Annotated in this window: 14 protein-coding genes; 10 read left to right on the forward strand and 4 right to left on the reverse strand. The window is 76.4% G+C overall.

The features are described 5' to 3' along the window. Positions 1–38 precede the first annotated feature (38 nt). The 4 genes from FHN55_RS18810 (at position 39) to FHN55_RS18825 (ending at position 3,333) form a co-directional block, all read left to right on the forward strand. Complete coding sequence (locus tag FHN55_RS18810; protein ID WP_139713945.1) at positions 39–818, forward strand: nucleotidyltransferase domain-containing protein; 780 nt, start codon at positions 39–41, stop codon at positions 816–818. A 273-nt stretch (positions 819–1,091) separates the two neighbouring features. Next, positions 1,092–1,598, forward strand: a complete 507-nt coding sequence (locus FHN55_RS18815) for a MarR family winged helix-turn-helix transcriptional regulator (protein ID WP_257571126.1) — start codon at positions 1,092–1,094, stop codon at positions 1,596–1,598. After that, positions 1,595–2,908, forward strand: coding sequence for an MFS transporter (locus FHN55_RS18820; protein ID WP_139713946.1), 1,314 nt, complete (start codon positions 1,595–1,597; stop codon positions 2,906–2,908). Before FHN55_RS18815 ends, FHN55_RS18820 begins: the two co-directional genes overlap by 4 nt. Positions 2,909–2,976: 68 nt before the next feature. After that, positions 2,977–3,333, forward strand: coding sequence for a hypothetical protein (locus FHN55_RS18825; protein ID WP_139713947.1), 357 nt, complete (start codon positions 2,977–2,979; stop codon positions 3,331–3,333). A gap of 18 nt (positions 3,334–3,351) precedes the next feature. Here FHN55_RS18825 and FHN55_RS18830 read toward each other — a convergent pair whose 3' ends face one another. Together FHN55_RS18830 and FHN55_RS18835 are read right to left on the reverse strand one after the other, a co-directional pair. Next, positions 3,352–4,866: a leucyl aminopeptidase gene (locus FHN55_RS18830; protein ID WP_139713948.1), complete on the reverse strand. Its 1,515-nt coding sequence runs from the start codon at positions 4,864–4,866 to the stop codon at positions 3,352–3,354. A gap of 77 nt (positions 4,867–4,943) precedes the next feature. Next, the gene (locus FHN55_RS18835; protein WP_139713949.1) at positions 4,944–5,591 is read right to left on the reverse strand and encodes a GntR family transcriptional regulator; all 648 of its coding nucleotides are present in this window, start codon (positions 5,589–5,591) and stop codon (positions 4,944–4,946) included. Between the two features lie 78 nt (positions 5,592–5,669). Here FHN55_RS18835 and FHN55_RS18840 point away from each other — a divergent pair, with 78 nt between their 5' ends. From FHN55_RS18840 to FHN55_RS18865, 6 genes are read left to right on the forward strand one after another with little or no spacing between them, the layout of a single operon-like run. Beyond that, the gene (locus tag FHN55_RS18840; RefSeq protein ID WP_139713950.1) at positions 5,670–6,917 is read left to right on the forward strand and encodes an FAD-binding oxidoreductase; all 1,248 of its coding nucleotides are present in this window, start codon (positions 5,670–5,672) and stop codon (positions 6,915–6,917) included. Next, on the forward strand, positions 6,914–7,276 hold the full coding sequence (locus tag FHN55_RS18845; protein WP_139713951.1) for a (2Fe-2S)-binding protein: 363 nt from the start codon (positions 6,914–6,916) through the stop codon (positions 7,274–7,276). Before FHN55_RS18840 ends, FHN55_RS18845 begins: the two co-directional genes overlap by 4 nt. Further along, complete coding sequence (locus tag FHN55_RS18850; RefSeq protein WP_257571127.1) at positions 7,269–8,819, forward strand: FAD-dependent oxidoreductase; 1,551 nt, start codon at positions 7,269–7,271, stop codon at positions 8,817–8,819. The genes FHN55_RS18845 and FHN55_RS18850 overlap by 8 nt, the downstream gene beginning before the upstream one ends. Beyond that, a complete protein-coding gene (locus tag FHN55_RS18855) occupies positions 8,816–9,781 on the forward strand; it encodes a dihydrodipicolinate synthase family protein (protein ID WP_139713952.1) in 966 nt (321 codons plus the stop codon). The genes FHN55_RS18850 and FHN55_RS18855 overlap by 4 nt, the downstream gene beginning before the upstream one ends. 1 nt (position 9,782) lies before the next feature. Beyond that, the gene (locus FHN55_RS18860; RefSeq protein ID WP_139713953.1) at positions 9,783–10,808 is read left to right on the forward strand and encodes a proline racemase family protein; all 1,026 of its coding nucleotides are present in this window, start codon (positions 9,783–9,785) and stop codon (positions 10,806–10,808) included. Between the two features lie 40 nt (positions 10,809–10,848). Further along, positions 10,849–12,429: an aldehyde dehydrogenase family protein gene (locus FHN55_RS18865; protein ID WP_139713954.1), complete on the forward strand. Its 1,581-nt coding sequence runs from the start codon at positions 10,849–10,851 to the stop codon at positions 12,427–12,429. Between the two features lie 57 nt (positions 12,430–12,486). Here the strand turns inward: FHN55_RS18865 and FHN55_RS18870 are convergent, their stop codons facing one another. Together FHN55_RS18870 and FHN55_RS18875 are read right to left on the reverse strand one after the other, a co-directional pair. Then, on the reverse strand, positions 12,487–13,719 hold the full coding sequence (locus FHN55_RS18870; RefSeq protein WP_218974821.1) for an amidohydrolase family protein: 1,233 nt from the start codon (positions 13,717–13,719) through the stop codon (positions 12,487–12,489). Next, positions 13,716–15,488 carry a hydantoinase B/oxoprolinase family protein gene (locus FHN55_RS18875; protein ID WP_139713955.1) on the reverse strand — a complete coding sequence of 591 codons (1,773 nt, stop codon included), beginning with the start codon at positions 15,486–15,488 and terminating at the stop codon, positions 13,716–13,718. The genes FHN55_RS18870 and FHN55_RS18875 overlap by 4 nt, the downstream gene beginning before the upstream one ends. Positions 15,489–15,499 lie beyond the last annotated feature (11 nt).

Raw genomic sequence — 15,499 nt, forward strand, 5'->3', positions numbered from 1 at the left:
GCCACGCGCTCCGCACCCGGCGACGGGAGGATGCCCGGGTGACGCCGGAGGTGCAGAGGTACCTGTCCGACCTCGTCGAGGCGGCGCGGTCGGTGCTCGCGGGGGACCTGGTCGGGGTGTACGCCGCCGGGTCGCTCGCCCTGGACGCCTTCCACGCCGGCCGCAGCGACATCGACGTCGCCGTCGTGTGCGCTGGCCCGCTCACCGACGACACCAGGCGTGCACTGGTGGCGCGGTGGCGGCACAGCGCACTGCCGTGCCCGGCCCGGGGCCTGGAGCTCGTCGTCTACACCGACGCGGTGGCCCGGTCCGGCACCGCGGAGCCCGGGTTCGAGCTGGAGCTCAACGACGGCCCCGCCATGGACTTCCGCCAGACCCTGCACCCACGAGACCGCCGGCCGGCCGACGGGACGTTCTGGTACGGGTTGGACCGGAGCATCCTGCACCAGAGCGGTCGGGTGCTGGCAGGTCCACCGGCGGCAGAAGTCTTCACCGACCTCTCGGAGACGGACCTGCGCGGCCTGCTGGTGGACTCCCTGCAGTGGTGGATGGCTCTTCCTGCGCCGGCGGGCGGTGGACCGGCCGCCGGGGCCGACGACGCGGTGCTGGGGGCGTGCAGGGCCCTGGTGCGGGTCCGCGAGGGGGTGTGGCGCTCCAAGGTCGACGCTGGACGCCGCCTCGTCGCGACGGGCTCGCCGTCAGCGGAGGTCATCGAGCAGTCCGTCGCCGCCCGCACCGCCGGTGCACCGCCTCCGTCGGGAGCGGCTGCGAAGGCGTTCCAGAGGAGCGTCCTGGAGGAGGTCTCGACCTCCGGGTGAGGGGGCCGTGCTCGCCGCGGCACCGGCTGCCGCAGAGGCCTCGGAGGACCATCGGGTGGTGGTGCCCGGGAGGTCGAGGGCCAGCACCAGGGCGTGCCGCTGCTGGAGGTACCGCGCCGCCCGTGCCGTCGCCTGCACGCCGTCGAGCACCACGGCGGCCCAGCGGGTCGACACCTCAGTTCGACGGTGTTGGTCCGGTGGTCGGTCTCCCGGTCCGACGCACCGTGCGCAGCAGGTTGGACGGGTTCGTGACAGTGCTGTTGCATCAGCGCTGTGACAACGTCCCCGGAACTGCGCGGCGACGACCCCACCACCCGCGACTTCCTGCGTCCCTTCACCGAGCTCACCGACGCGGTGGACGCCGACATCGCCGCCCTCTACGCCGAGCGGCACGTGCAGGGGCTCCGGCCGCGCTTCGCCAAGGTCCTCATCCGCCTGGCCCGGCTCGGCCCCCTGACGGTGCGCCAGCTGGCCGCCGAGGTCGGCGTCACGCACTCCGCCATGAGCCAGACCGTGGCCGAGCTGCGCCGCGGCGGGTACGTGGACAGCGCTCCCGGCGCCGACGCCCGCACGCGCGTCATCACCCTCACCGCAGCGGGAGCCGGCACCGTCCCCCTGCTCGAGCGGGAGTGGAACGCCACCGAGGACCTCCTCGCCGAGCTCGACGCCGCCGTCCCGTACTCGCTGCTGCAGGTGGTCGCCGACCTGCGCGCGCTGCTCGAGGAGCGCTCCTTCCTCGAGCGGCTCCGCGAGAAGCTCGCCGACGACGAGCAGCCGTGAGCCTCTGGGACCGCCTCGTCGACACCCGCCCGCTGCGCACCAGCCCGCCCTTCCGGCGGCTCTGGCTCGGCAGCGCGTTGTCCACGGCCAGTGGGCAGCTGGCCAGCGTCACCGTGCTGTTCCAGGTGTGGCAGCTCACGGGGAGCAGCGCCTGGGTGGGGGCGGTCGGCGTCGCCACCGCCGTCCCCACGCTGGTCTGCGGCCTGCTCGGCGGACAGCTCGCCGACACCCTCGACCGCCGCCGCCTGGCCCTGGCCACCACGGCCGCCGCGCTCGTGGCGGCGCTGGGGCTCGCCGCCCAGGGCGCGGCCGGGTCCTCGAGCCTGGTGCTGCTGCTCGGCCTCGTGGTCGCGCAGACCGCTGCCGCCTCGCTGGGCGCCGCCGCCCGGCGCACCTTCGTCAGCGCCCTCCTGCCGCGCGAGCAGGTGCCCGCCGGTGTGGCCCTGACCCACCTCACCTTCCAGGTGGCGCTCCTGCTGGGCCCGCTGACCGCCGGAGCCGTGCTGGCGGGGGCGGGCCCGGGCGCGTGCTACCTGCTCGACGCCGCCGCTCTCGTCGTCGTCCTCGTCGCCACGCTCCGCCTGCCGCGCTCCGCCGTGGCGGGCGCAGCGGCGGGTGCGGCCGTTCACGACGACGACGCGACGGGTCCGCGGCCCCTCGAGCACCTGACGCCGGGGCGCCCCCTGGCGGGGCTGGGTGCCGCGGCGCGGCAGACGTGGGACGGCTGGCGCCTCGTGGTCCGCCGTCCGGCGCTGTCGGGGTCCGTGGCGCTCGACGCCGTGGCCACGGTGCTCGCCATGCCCGTGGCGCTGTTCCCCGCCCTCAACGCCGAGCGCTTCGCCGACCGGCCGACCACGCTGGGGCTGTTCTTCTCCGCCCTCGCCGTCGGAGGGCTCGCCGCGGGGCTGGCCACCTCGGCGCTGGCGCGGGCGCAGCGCCCGGGCGTCGTGCAGCTGGTGTCCGCGGCGGTGTGGGGCCTGGCGCTGGCCGGGGTGGGCCTCGCGCACGACGTGGGGACCGTCCTGGTGCTCCTGGTGGTCGCCGGGGCAGCGGACAGCACGGGTGTGATCGCCCGCGGCACCGTTGTGCAGCTGGACACCCCGGACGCCTACCTGGGGCGGGTCAGCGCGCTGGAGAACGTCGTCGGGGTCGCCGGCCCGGGGGTGGGGAACGCGCGCGCCGGGCTCGTCAGCTCGTGGACGTCACCGGGGTCCGCGGCGGTCAGCGGGGGAGTGGCGTGCGCGGTGCTGGTCGCAGCGCTGGCGGTGGCGAACCCCGCCCTGCGCCGCTGGCGGCCACCCGCCTCGTGATCGCGGACGCCTCCCGCCGCCGGCAGGCCGGGGTGCAACAGCGCGGAGCCCTCCGGCGTCCCAGGGGCGTGGTCCACGCAGCGCGCAGCGCGTCCCGGGCGGCGCTCGCCGTCGTCGTCCTGACCCTACTCGTGGTCACGGCCGCGTGCGGCGCCGCCGACCCGGCGGGCGGTCCGCCGTCGGAGACCTCCAGCCCTCCCGGCGGCCCCTGCGACACGGCCGTCGGACAGGGCGACGAGACGACGCGCGCGCTGGTGGGCCTGTCGGAGGCCGAGGCCACCCAGCGCGCGGGGGACAGCGGCCTGCAGGTGCGCGTGGCAGGTCGCGGCACGGAGTGCTACGCCCTCACCGCCGACCACCGGCCCGACCGCGTCAACCTCACCCTGGACGAGGACGGCACCGTGCTCGCCGCGGGCCGCGGCTGAGCCGGCCCCTGCGCGCGCTCAGCCCTCCAGCTGCCGCGCCACCTCCAGCAGGGTCCGCACCCCGAAGCCGGTGGCCCCCTCGGCCGAGGCGTCGCCCCGCCAGGCCGGGCCGGCGACGTCGAGGTGCACCCACGGCTGCGCGCGCGGCACGAACTCGCCTAGGAACAGCGCGGCGGTGATCGCCCGGCCCCGCTCGTGCAGCGGGTGGTTGCGCACCGCCCACCCGAGGTCGACCTGGTCGCGGTACCGCTCTGCCACCGGCAGCCGCCACAGCGGCTCCCCGGCGGTCCGGGCGGCGTCGAGCACGACCGCCGCGGCGGCGTCGTCGCGGGCCAGCAGCGCGCCGACCTCGTCGCCGAGGGCCACCGGCGCGGCGTAGGTGAGGGTGGCGACGTCGACCAGCAGGCGCGGCGGCTCCCGGTCCGCGCTGGCAGGAGCGCCCTCCAGGGCAGCGATGAGGGCGTCCGCCATCAGGACCCGCCCCTCGAAGTCGGTGTCGAGCACCTGCACGCGCCGCCCCGAACGCGTGGTGACCACGTCGCCGGGACGCACCGCGCCGGGGCCGGGCAGGTTCTCGGCCAGCGGCAGCAGCGCCTCGACGGTGACCGGGGCCCGGCGCGCGGCGAGCGCGAGGACGACGGCGAGCGCCGCGGCGGCGCCCGCGCAGTCCGAGCGCATCGACTGCATCGCGGCGGCCGACTTCAGGGACAGGCCCCCGCTGTCGAAGGTGACGCCCTTGCCGACCACCGCGAGGTCGACGCGCTCCCCGGCACCCCGCCAGCGCAGGCGGACCAGCCGCGGGGCCTCCGCCGACCCGGCGCCGACGGCCAGCACGGCGCCGTAGCCCCCCTCGGCGAGCTGGTGCTCGTCGAGCACCTCGCAGTCGACGCCCGCGGCGGCGGCTCCCCTCTGCGCCCACGCGGCGGTCCGGGCTGGGGTGGCCGTGCCGGGCGGGGCGGACGTCAGCAGCCGGGCCAGGTGCACCGCGGCCCCCTCGGCGAGGCCGCGGCGCACCGCCGGCAGCAGCGGCGCGAGGTCGCCGGTCAGGTGCACCACGGGCGGATCGGTGGCCGGGGCGTCCGCGGAGGTGCCGAGGAGCCCGGCGGCCAGGCCGCAGCCCAGGGCCGCGGCGGCGGCGTCGTCGGGCGGCGGGCCGGACGCGGGCGGCAGCAGGACGACGTCGCGGTCGAGGCAGGCCCCCGCCGCGAGACCGGCGACGAGCCACGGCTCGGCCGCGGGTGCGTCGGCGGACCCGGCCGGGGGCGTGCCGAGCCCGACGAGGAGCCCCGGACCGCTCCCGGCAGCGCCACCGGGATCGCTGGACGGCCAGGTGCTGCCGGCGCCGCCGCCGGGGCCGGGCCACCGCGGACCGTGCTGGTGCAGGGAGGGCTCGCGCCACCGCAGCTCGACCGTGGCGGTTCCCACCGCGGCCGGGTCTGCGCTCACCTCGAGCGGCAGCGGGCTCTCACCGGTCAGCGCGGCGAGCGCGGCGTCGACGCGCCGCGCGACGTCGTCGGAGGTGTCCAGCAGCACCCGCGGATTCTCGCAGCCGCCTGCGCGGCGGGGGTGTGCTGCGAGCCCAGGGCGTCGCCGCTGCGGTGGGCTGGTGCTCAGGGGGAGGGGGTCCACCAGCCGAGCACGGCGGTGACGTGCGCCTCCATGAAGCGCTCGGCGGCGTCCGGGTCTCCGGCCACCACGAGGTCGAGCAGCTCGTGGTGGTCGACCGCGGAGCGCTCCAGCTGCGGGCTGCCGACGGCGGCCGCCAGCCCCACGAGGCGGGTCTGCGAGCGCAGCTGGCCCACCACCTGCACGAGGTGGCGGTTGCCGAGCAGGGCGAGCAGCTCGCCGTGGAAGGCGGTGTCGGCGCGCAGGTAGCCGGCGAGGTCGCCGGAGCGGGCGCCGGTGACGATGTCCTCGGCGAGCGCGCGCAGCCGAGGGGCGTGCTCGGCCACGACGGTGGCGCGCTCGGCGGTGAGGCGGCGCACGGCGGGCGGCTCGAGCAGCCGGCGGACCTCCACCAGGGAGGCGACGTCGTCGTAGCTGACCTCGGTGACGCGGAAGCCCTTGTTGCGCACCGTCGTGACGAAACCGCGGGCCTCCAGGGCCATCATCGCCTCGCGGACCGGGGTGGCCGAGACCCCGTACCGGGCCGCGAGAGCCGGAGCGGAGACCAGCTGGCCGGGTGCCAGCTCGCCGGAGACCACGGCGGCCGCGATGGCCTCCTCGACCTGCTCGCGCAGGTTGGTGCTGCGTGCCATGACCGTCACGAGCGGCCTCCCTCCCGTTCGTCCCCGCGGTGTTCCCTACGTGGCATGTGACATGGTACTGATGGAGCCATGACGGCGACACCCCCTTCCCGGCGCCCGTCCGGACGCGCCGCGGACGTCGTCGTGGTGGGCGCCGGCGTGGTCGGCGCCGCCGTGGCCAGGTCCCTGGCGGTGGGCGGCGCGCGCGTCGTCGTCGTCGACCGCAGCGAGGCCGCCGGCGGCACCTCCGGCAGCGGCGAGGGCAACCTCCTGGTCTCCGACAAGGGCCCCGGCGCCGAGCTGGCCATGGCCCAGCGCGCCGTGCGGCTCTGGCCCGATCTCGCCGCCGAGCTGCGCGAGGAGCTGCGCACCGGGCTGCCCGGCGGCTTCCCCGACCTCGAGCTCGAGCCGAAGGGCGGTCTCGTGGTCGCCACCACCGACGGCGGGGCCAGCGCTCTGCGCGCCTTCGCCGCCACCCAGCGCCTCGCGGGGGTGCGCGCCACCGAGCTGGACGCAGCCGGCGCCCGCGCCCTGGAGCCCGGGCTCACGCACGACGTCGCCCTCGCCGTCCACTACCCCGACGACGCGCAGGTGCAGCCCGTGGTCGCCACCGAGGCCCTGCTGGCCTCCGCGCGCCGACGCGGCGCGGTGGTGCTGACCGGCGCGCAGGTCACGGGGCCGCTGCTCGCCGAGGGCGGCGCCCGGCTGACCGGGGTGCGCACGAGCCGGGGTGACGTGGCCGCGGGCGCCGTGGTCGTCGCCGCCGGACCCTGGTCGGGGGAGGTCAGCGCGGTGCTGGGCGCCCCGCTGCCGGTGCTGCCTCGCCGGGGTGTGGTGCTGGTGACCACCCGCCAGCCGCACCAGGTGTTCCGCAAGGTCTACGACGCCGACTACGTGGGTGCCGTCGGCTCTGGCGACGCCGACCTGCAGACCTCCACCGTGGTGGAGTCGACGGCGGCGGGCACGATCCTCATCGGGTCCTCCCGAGAGCGGGTCGGGTTCGACGCCGCCCTGCGCGTGGAGGTGCTCCGCCGCCTCGCCGCCGGGGCGCTCACGCTGTTCCCGGGCCTGGCGGGCGTGCCGGTCATGCGCAGCTACGGCGGGTTCCGCCCCTACGTCCCCGACCACCTGCCCGTGGCCGGGCCCGACCCGAGGCTGCCAGGGCTGTGGCACGCCACCGGGCACGAGGGCGCCGGCATCGGGCTGGCCCCGGCCACCGGCGAGCTCGTCGCCGACCTCCTGCTCGGCCGGGACCCCGCGCTCGACGCCGCGGCGTTCTCCGTGTCCCGCCCCTCGTTGGCCGCGCACCTGGGCGGCCTCGGGGGAGCGGCGGCGTGAGCGCACGACGCGTCGACCCGGCCCGCGACGTCGCCAGGACGACGACGGGGGAGCTCGTGACCATCACCGTCGACGGCGAGACCGTGACCGGGGTGCGCGGGCAGAGCATCGCCGGGGTCGTCATGGCCGCCGGCCGCTCCGCGAGCACCGGGGGAGCGCTGCGCCGGACCGCCCGAGCCGGAGCGCCCCGCGGGGTCTTCTGCGGCATCGGGGTGTGCTTCGACTGCCTGGTCACCGTCGACGGCGTCCGCGACGTGCGGGCCTGCCAGCGGCGCGCTGTCGACGGGGCCGTCGTCACCACCCAGGCCGAGGGACTGCCCGTCCGGGTCGAGCGCGGGGAGGGGGAGCACCGTGGCTGAGGAAGCGCAGGTGCGTGACGTGGAGGTGGTCGTCGTCGGGGGTGGGCCCGCCGGGCTCGCCGCCGCGGCCGCCGCACGCCGCGCGGGGGCGCGCGTGGTGCTGCTCGAGGGCGGTGACGACGTCGGCGGGCAGTACTGGCGCCACCTGCCCGCCGAGCGCCCCGCCGCGGCCGAGAGGCGGCTTCACCACGGCTGGTCGACCTTCGCGCAGCTGCGCCGCACCCTGGCCGGCGATGACGGCTGCGAGGTGCTCACCGGAGCTTCGGTGTGGGCCGTCGAGTCCGGCGGTGAGGCGGGGTCCCTGGTGGTGCGCGTGCTCGTGACGCCGCCCGGCCGGGCAGATGACCCTGCCCGCCGGCACCTCGCTCTGCACCCGGCCGCACTCGTCGTCGCCACCGGCGCCCACGACCTCACGCTGCCCTTCCCCGGGTGGGACCTGCCCGGCGTGGTCACCGGTGGCGCCGCGCAGGCGTTCGCGAAGTCCGAGCGGCTCGCCGTGGGGGAGCGCGTGGTGGTCGCCGGAGCCGGGCCGTTCCTCCTCCCCGTGGCCTCCTCCCTGCTGGCCACCGGCGCTCGGGTGCTCGAGGTGGCCGAGGCCGCCGGCCCCGCGCAGCTCGCCCGCGGCTGGGGCGCCCACCCGCACCGCCTGGTCGCCGGTCGCGGCGCGGGGCTCGCCGGCGCCGGGGTGCTGGCAGGCAAGACCCGTGAGCTGGCCGGGTACGTCGCCGCGCTCGCCGCCGCCCGCGTGCCCTACCGCACCGCCACCGGCGTGGTCGCCGCCCGCGGCGACGGGCGGGTCGAGGAGGTGGTCCTCGCGCGGCTCGACGCCTCCTGGTCACCCGTCCCCGGCACCGAGCGGATCCTCGCCGCCGACGCCCTCGCCGCCAGCCACGGCTTCACGCCCCGCCTCGAGGTGGCCCTGGCCGCCGGCGCCGCGGTCGACGACCCGGGCGCCGGGTTCGTGGCCGTCGACGCCCATGGCGCCACGTCGGCCCCCGGCGTCTGGGCCGCGGGTGAGGTGACCGGCATCGGCGGCGCCGACGCCGCGCTCGTGGAGGGCGCGCTCGCCGGCCTGGCGGCGGCGGGCACCACCGAGGGCGCGGAGGTCGAGCGGCTGCTGCGCCGCCGTCGCGTGCTGCGCGCCTTCGCCGACCGGCTCGCCGCCGCCCACACTCCCCGCCCCGGGTGGCTGGCCCAGGTCACCGACGACACCGTCGTCTGCCGCTGCGAGGAGGTCACCGCCGGTCGCCTGCGCTCGGTCGCGCAGGCCACCGCCAGCGCCACCGACACTCCCGCCGGCGCGCGCTCTCTGCGCCTGACCACCCGCGCCGGGCTCGGTCCGTGCCAGGGCCGCATCTGCGGCCACGCCGTGGACGCCGTGCTCGGCTGCGGCCCACCCGCTGCACCGACCTCGTCCACGACCGCCCCCACGCGTCCGCGGGTGTCCCACCAGCGGCGGCCCCTCGCCGTCCCCGTCCGGCTCGGCGAGCTCGCCGACCTGCCACCGAAGAGCCCCACCACCCCCGAGGAGAACCCTTCATGAGCATCGACCTGCGCGGCGTCGTCGTCGCCACCGCCCTGCCCTACCGCGAGGACCCCTCCGCGCCCGCCGGCCTCGCCGTCGACGAGGAGCGGTTCGCCGAGCACTGCGCCTGGCTGCTCGAGAACGGCTGCCGCGGCGTGGGCCCGAACGGCTCCCTGGGGGAGTACTCCTCCCTCACCGACGCCGAGCGCCGCCGGGCTGTGCAGGTCGCCGTCGAGACGGCCCGGACCACCAGCACCCCGTCCGGGGAGCGCGGCATCGTCGTCGCCGGTGTCCACGCCCCGGGCTGGCACCAGGCGAAGCACTGGGCGCAGGTGGCCGCCGAGGACGGCGCCGACGGCCTGCTGTGCCTGCCGCCCACCATGTACCGCTCCACGCCGGCGCAGGTGGTGGAGCACTTCGAGCAGGTCGCGAGCGTCGGCCTCCCGGTGATGGTCTACAACAACCCGTTCGACACCAAGGTCGACCTCGTGCCCTCCCTCGTGGCCGAGATCGCGCAGATCGACAACGTGGTCGCGGTCAAGGAGTTCTCCGGTGACGTGCGCCGCGCCTTCGAGATCGCTGAGCTGTGCGAGGCCGCCGGCACGCAGATCGACGTCATCGCGGGTGCCGACGACGTGCTCATGGAGCTCATGCTCGACGGCGCTGTCGGCTGGTTCGCCGGGTTCCCCAACGTCTTCCCCCGCGAGGCCGTGGAGCTCTACGACCTCATGACCTCCGGCCGCTACGCCGAGGCCCGCGAGCTGTACACGCAGCTGGTGACGCTGTTCCGGTGGGACTCCCGCACGGAGTTCGTGCAGGCCATCAAGCTGTCGATGGACGTCGTCGGCCGCTTCGGCGGTGTCTGCCGCCCGCCGCGCGGTGCGCTGTCCGCTGCGCAGGTGGCCACCATCACCGCCGAGACGGAGCGCGCCGTCGCCGCCGTCGAGCAGCTGCGCTCCCGCCGCGGCGCCGGCGTCTGAGGTGCGCGCCTCCCGCGTCTTCGCCGCGGTCGACTCCCACACCGAGGGCATGCCGACCCGGGTCATCACCGGCGGTGTCGGAGTCATCCCCGGCGCCACGATGAACGAGCGCCGCCTGCACTTCATGGCGCACATGGACGGGATGCGCCAGCTGCTCGTCAACGAGCCGCGGGGGCACGCCGCCATGAGCGGCGCGATCCTCCAGCCGCCGACCCGGCCCGACGCCGACTGGGGCGTCCTCTACATCGAGGTCTCCGGCTGCCTGCCGATGTGCGGGCACGGCACCATCGGCGTGGCCACCGTGCTGGTGGAGACCGGCATGGTGGCGGTCACCGAGCCCGAGACGCTGATCCGCCTCGACACCCCCGCGGGCCTCGTGGTGGCGCGGGTGGCGGTGCGCGACGGCCACGCCGACGGGGTCACCCTGGAGAACGTCCCGGCGTACTGCGAGCGGCTCGACCAGGTGCTCCACGTCCCCGGCTTCCCCGGCGGCGCCCGCGACGTGCCGTACTCGCTGGCCTTCGGCGGCAACTTCTACGCGATGGTCGAGCTCGAGGCCGTCGGGCTGCCCTTCGAGAGGGCCCACCAGCACGAGATCGCCACCGCCGGGTTGGCGGTCATGGAGGCGCTCAACACGACCGCGCCCCCGCACCACCCGACGATCGACGGCGTCGACCACTGCCACCACGTCGAGTTCATCGCCCCCGGCTCGGACGCCCGCCTGTCGCGGCACGCCATGGCCATCCACCCGGGCTGGTTCGACAGGTCGCCGTGCGGCACGGGCACGTCCGCGCGGATGGCCGAGCTGTGGGCGCGCGGCGAGCTGGCGCTCGACCAGGACTTCGTCAACGAGTCCTTCATCGGCTCCCGCTTCACCGGCCGGCTCGTGGCCGAGACGACGGTGGGGGAGGGTGAGGAGCAGCGGGCCGCCGTCGTCCCCACCATCACCGGTCGCGCCTGGGTGACGGGGATGGGGCAGTACCTGCTCGACCCCACCGACCCGTTCCCGACCGGCTTCACCTTCTGACCCGCCCACCGAGCAGCTGACGTCCGAGGAGCACCGCACCGTGAGCACCACACCCGTCCCCCGCAGCGTCGACGACGTCGCGGCCCGGGCCGCCGCCGCCGCACCGGCGCTGGCGGCGACGCCCCCGGCGCAGCTGGCCGCCGGGCTGCGGGCCGCGGCCGCGGCGCTGCGCTCAGACGCCGACCGCCTCGTGGTCCTCGCGGCGCGGGAGACCGGCCTCGCCCCAGCGCCGCGGCTGCGCGGGGAGCTGGAGCGCACTGCGGTGCAGCTGGAGCTCTTCAGCGAGGTGGCCCTCGACGGGTCCCACCTCGACGTCCGCATCGACGAGGCCGACCCGGACTTCCGCCCCGTGCCGCGCCCCGACCTGCGCCGCATGCTCGTGCCGCTCGGCCCGGTGCTCGTCTTCGCGGCGAGCAACTTCCCGTTCGCCTTCTCCGTGGCCGGCGGCGACACCGCCGCCGCGCTGGCCGCCGGCTGTCCGGTGGTGGTCAAGGCGCACCCGGGGCACCCCCAGCTGTCCGTCGCCGTCGGCGAGGTGGTCCGCGCCGCGCTCGAGGGCGCCGGACTGCCGGCCGACGCGCTGCAGGTGGCCGGGGTCCCCGGCGTCGACGCCGCCGACGACGCCGCGGTCGCGGCCGGCGTGGCGCTGCTGCGCGACGAGCGCATCGCCGCGGCGTCCTTCACCGGGTCCCAGCGCGCCGGGCGGCACCTCGCCGACGTCGCCGCCGCCCGCCGCCGGCCGATCCCCTTCTACGGCGAGCTGGGCTCCACCAACCCCGTGGTCGTCACCGAGGGCGCCCTGGCGGCGGCCACGGCGGACGGGGGCGACGGCTTCGCCGCCGCCTACGCCGCCAGCGCCACCGGCTCCGCGGGCCAGCTGTGCACGCAGCCCGGTTTCGTCTTCGTGCCCAGAGGTGCGCTCGACGCCGACGGCGGCGCGCTGCGCGACGCGCTGGAGCGGGCGTTCTCCGCCGTGGCCGAGCACCGGCTGCTGCACCCCGGCATCGCCGCCGGGTACGCCGCGCGCCGCACGGAGGTCCTCGGCAGCGACGGCGTCGACGTCGTCGTCGAGGGCGGGGTGCGCACCGACGACGACGGCGGCGCGTGGGCCACCCCGACGCTCGTGCGGACCACCCTGCAAGCCCTGCTCGCCGGCGGCCACGACCTGCGCGACGAGGCGTTCGGCCCGCTGTCGGTGCTGGTCGAGCACCCGGGCGTGGATGCGCTGGCCGCCGCCGTGCCCGACCTCTACGAGGGGGAGCTGACGGCCGGGCTGCACGTCACCCCCGACGAGGCGGGGCGGCCCGAGGTGGCGCGGCTCGTGGCCGCGCTGAGCGGCGTGGCCGGGAGGGTGCTCTTCAACGGCTGGCCGACGGGTGTGTCGGTCACACCGGCGATGCAGCACGGCGGCCCCTACCCCGCCACCACCGACGCCGGGCGCACCACCTCGGTGGGCACCGCTGCGGTGGCGCGCTTCCTGCGGCCGGTGGCCTTCCAGGACGCGCCCCAGGCCGTGCTGCCGCCCGCACTGCGCGACGACGACCCGTGGGGCGTGCCCCGCACCGTCTCGCGGGCGGGGGAGTCGGCCCGGTGGGGAGCCTCGGAGGCGACGGGGAGCTGACGCCGTCACCGGGGCGGTCGGCTGCTGGCCCGCAGAAGCCCACCGCCCCGGGGCACCTCAGGCGACGGCGCCTGACAGCACCACGGTCCGCCCGCTCGGCGGACCCCACAGCACGTCGGGCCGCGCGAACGGGTCACCGTCGACGACCAGCAGGTCGGCGGCGGAGCCCTCGCGCACCCGGCCGAGGTCGGGGCGCTGGAGTATTTCGGCGTTCACCGACGTCGCCGAGCGCAGTCCCTGCAGCGGGCCGAGCACGTCGAGCTGCAGCCGCAGGCAGCTCAGCTGCTCGTCCTCCAGCGGCCCCATGAGGTCGGACCCGAAGCCCACCGGCACGCCCGCGGCCTGCGCCAGCGCCACCGCGTCACGGCCCGCGGCGAGCACCTCGGTGTTCTTGGCCTGGGAGACCGCGCTCATGCCGAGGTCGGCGCCCCGACGGGCCATGGCCTCGTAGCAGCCGAGGGTGGCCACGAGCACGGCACCGCGCTCGGCCATGAGGGAGGCGGTGGCGGCGTCGAGGAGGTTGCCGTGCTCGATGCTGCGCACTCCCGCGTCGACAGCGTGGGCGATCGCCTCGGGGGAGTAGGCGTGCGCTGCCACGTACGAGCCCCGCCGGGCCGCCTCGTCGACCACGGCCCGCAGCTCCTCGGAGGAGTACTGCGGCACGCGGATGGGGTCGGTCTCGGAGACCACCCCGCCGGACGCCATGACCTTGATGGCGTGCGCCCCGTCGTGGAAGCGCTCGCGCACGGCCCGGCGCAGGGCGTCGACGCCGTCGACCACCTCGCACAGGTGGCTGTTGCAGCCGCACAGCTCCTCGCCGCGGCCGCGCACCTCCCCGTGCCCGCCGGTCTGCGAGAGCGCTGCGCCGGTGTAGAGGTAGCGCGGGCCGACGACGAGCCCCTCCTGCAGGGCCCGGGCGAGCCCGGCGTCACCCCCGGCGACGTCGCGCACGGTGGTGAAGCCGCGCGCGAGCGCGGCCTCCAGGCGGCGCGCCGCACCGAGGGCCACGTAGCTCAGCGGCCACGACTCGATGTCGCGCGGCGACAGGGCCGCGGCGTAGGCGTGGCAGTGGGCGTCGATGAGGCCCGGCAGCACCGTCCGTCCGCCGGCCTCCAGCACGCGGCCGCCGGCCTCGCGGACCCGGGCCACCGCCGCGTCGGAGGCGTTGCCGGGGTCGACCACCCCGGTGACGCGCCCGCTCTCGCAGACCACGGTCGCGGGGACCGCGCTGTCGGACTCGCCGTCCCAGACGTCCGCGCCCACGACGACCAGCGGGACGGCGGGGCTCACGCCGGCACCCGCGACGCCCGCTCGGCCGCAGTGGCCGCCTCGTCGACGGTGCCGTCGGCGGAGACCACCACGCCGTAGTCGCGCAGCGCCGCACCCACGGAGACGAACTCGTTGCGCACGTCGCGGCCGACGGCGGCGGGCTCGCGCAGCAGCGGGTCGCCGTACCCGCCGCCGCCACCGGTGGCGTTGACGAGCACGTCACCGGCCTGGAGGTGGTTGTACGACCCGCCCTGCACGACCTCCCGGTCGGTCCCGGGGTTGAGGAACACCTGGTTGTTCACGCCCGGCAGGCCGCCCGCCACCGGCCACGGCCGGGTACGGGTCTTGTAGACCAGGCAGATGCCGGTGGACGGCCCGGTGAACCGGTAGCTGCGGGCCACCCCCACGCCGCCGCGGTGGCGCCCAGGGCCGCCGGTGTCGGGCCGGTAGCCGTAGGAGTCGATGACCATGGACGACTTCGTCTCCAGCACCTCCACCGGGTTGTTGCGGCACCCCGGCTCCGACAGGTGCATGATCCCGTCCTCGCCGTCGCCCCCGGCGTGCCCGCCGAAGCCGACGGCTTCGTTGGTCGCCTCCAGCCACGGCTCGCCGGTGCGCGGGTGCGTGCCCAGGCCCATCATCGAGCAGACGTCACCGCCGGAGGAGGCGGGCACCCGGTCGGGCATGCCCTGGGCGAGGGCCTTGAGCACCACCTCGCCGCCGATGAGCGCGGTCCACAGCGTGAACGTGGGCATCGGGTGCACGGCGTGCATCACCGACCCGGGCTCGGTGACGATCCGCAGCGGTGCGAAGTTGCCCGCCACGACGGGCGTGTCCGGCGTCGTCATGGCCTTGAACACCAGCGAGCAGAACGCCTCGGTCTGCCCCACGGGCAGGTTGATGGGACCGCGCACCCCCGTCTCCGAGCCGGTCCAGTCGATGACGAACTCGTCGTCAGTGATGGTCACCGTGCAGTTCATCTTGATGAGGCGGTCGAGGTCGATGCCGTCGTTGTCGACGAAGTCGTGGGCGGTCCAGGTGCCCTTCGGCAGATCCGCCAGCGCCAGGCGGGCCAGCTTCTCCCCGTGCTCGTTGATCGCCCGCATCGCCGCCCGCACGGTCGTCATGCCGTACTTCGCGACGAGCTCCTGCATCCGCCGCCGGCCCGTGACGCAGGCCGACACCTGCGCCTGGATGTCGCCGATGGTCCGCTCGGGCATCCGGGAGTTGAACCTGATGATGTTGAAGACGTCGTCGTTCTGCCGGCCCTCGACGTACAGCCGCGTGGCGGGGAAGAAGATCCCCTCCTGCGAGGCGTCGGTGGAGTCGAGGACGTAGCCCGGGTCCTTCTGCTTGAGGTCGAGCACGTGGATGCGGCAGGAGGCGAAGCCCACCAGCTGCTCAGCGCCGTCCTCGTCGTCGGCGTGGATCGGGGCGAACACCAGGGGGTCGAGCGTGTGCGCGCTCGACCAGTACGGGTAGTTGAGGATGAAGACGTCACCCGGCTTCATGGCGTCCGCGCCGAGGAACTCCACAGCCCGCTTGATGCCGTGGTCGTTGCCGCGGGTGAACACGGCGATGCCGGGGGCGTCGGCGACGACGTCGCCCGTGGCGTCGTGCAGGCCGATGCCGTAGTCGTGGATCTCGTAGACCACGGTGTTGTAGGCGGTCCGGCACAGGTTGCGGGCCATCTCCTCGGCGCTCGCCAGCAGGCCGTGGCGGATGACCTCGGTGGTGATCGCGTCCGTCGTGCTGCTCGTGCTGCTCGTGCTGCTCGTGCTGGTGCTCATGGGGTGCCTCC

This window comes from Streptomyces sp. NP160 (genome assembly GCF_006335115.1).
Lineage (GTDB): Bacteria > Actinomycetota > Actinomycetes > Actinomycetales > Quadrisphaeraceae > Quadrisphaera.

Coding starts and splice junctions, on each gene's coding strand:
- FHN55_RS18855 (WP_139713952.1), top strand. CDS start 8,816: ATGAGCATCGACCTGCGCGGCGTCGTCGTCGCCACCGCCCTGCCCTAC.
- FHN55_RS18875 (WP_139713955.1), bottom strand. CDS start 15,488: ATGAGCACCAGCACGAGCAGCACGAGCAGCACGAGCAGCACGACGGAC.
- FHN55_RS18840 (WP_139713950.1), top strand. CDS start 5,670: ATGACGGCGACACCCCCTTCCCGGCGCCCGTCCGGACGCGCCGCGGAC.
- FHN55_RS18835 (WP_139713949.1), bottom strand. CDS start 5,591: ATGGCACGCAGCACCAACCTGCGCGAGCAGGTCGAGGAGGCCATCGCG.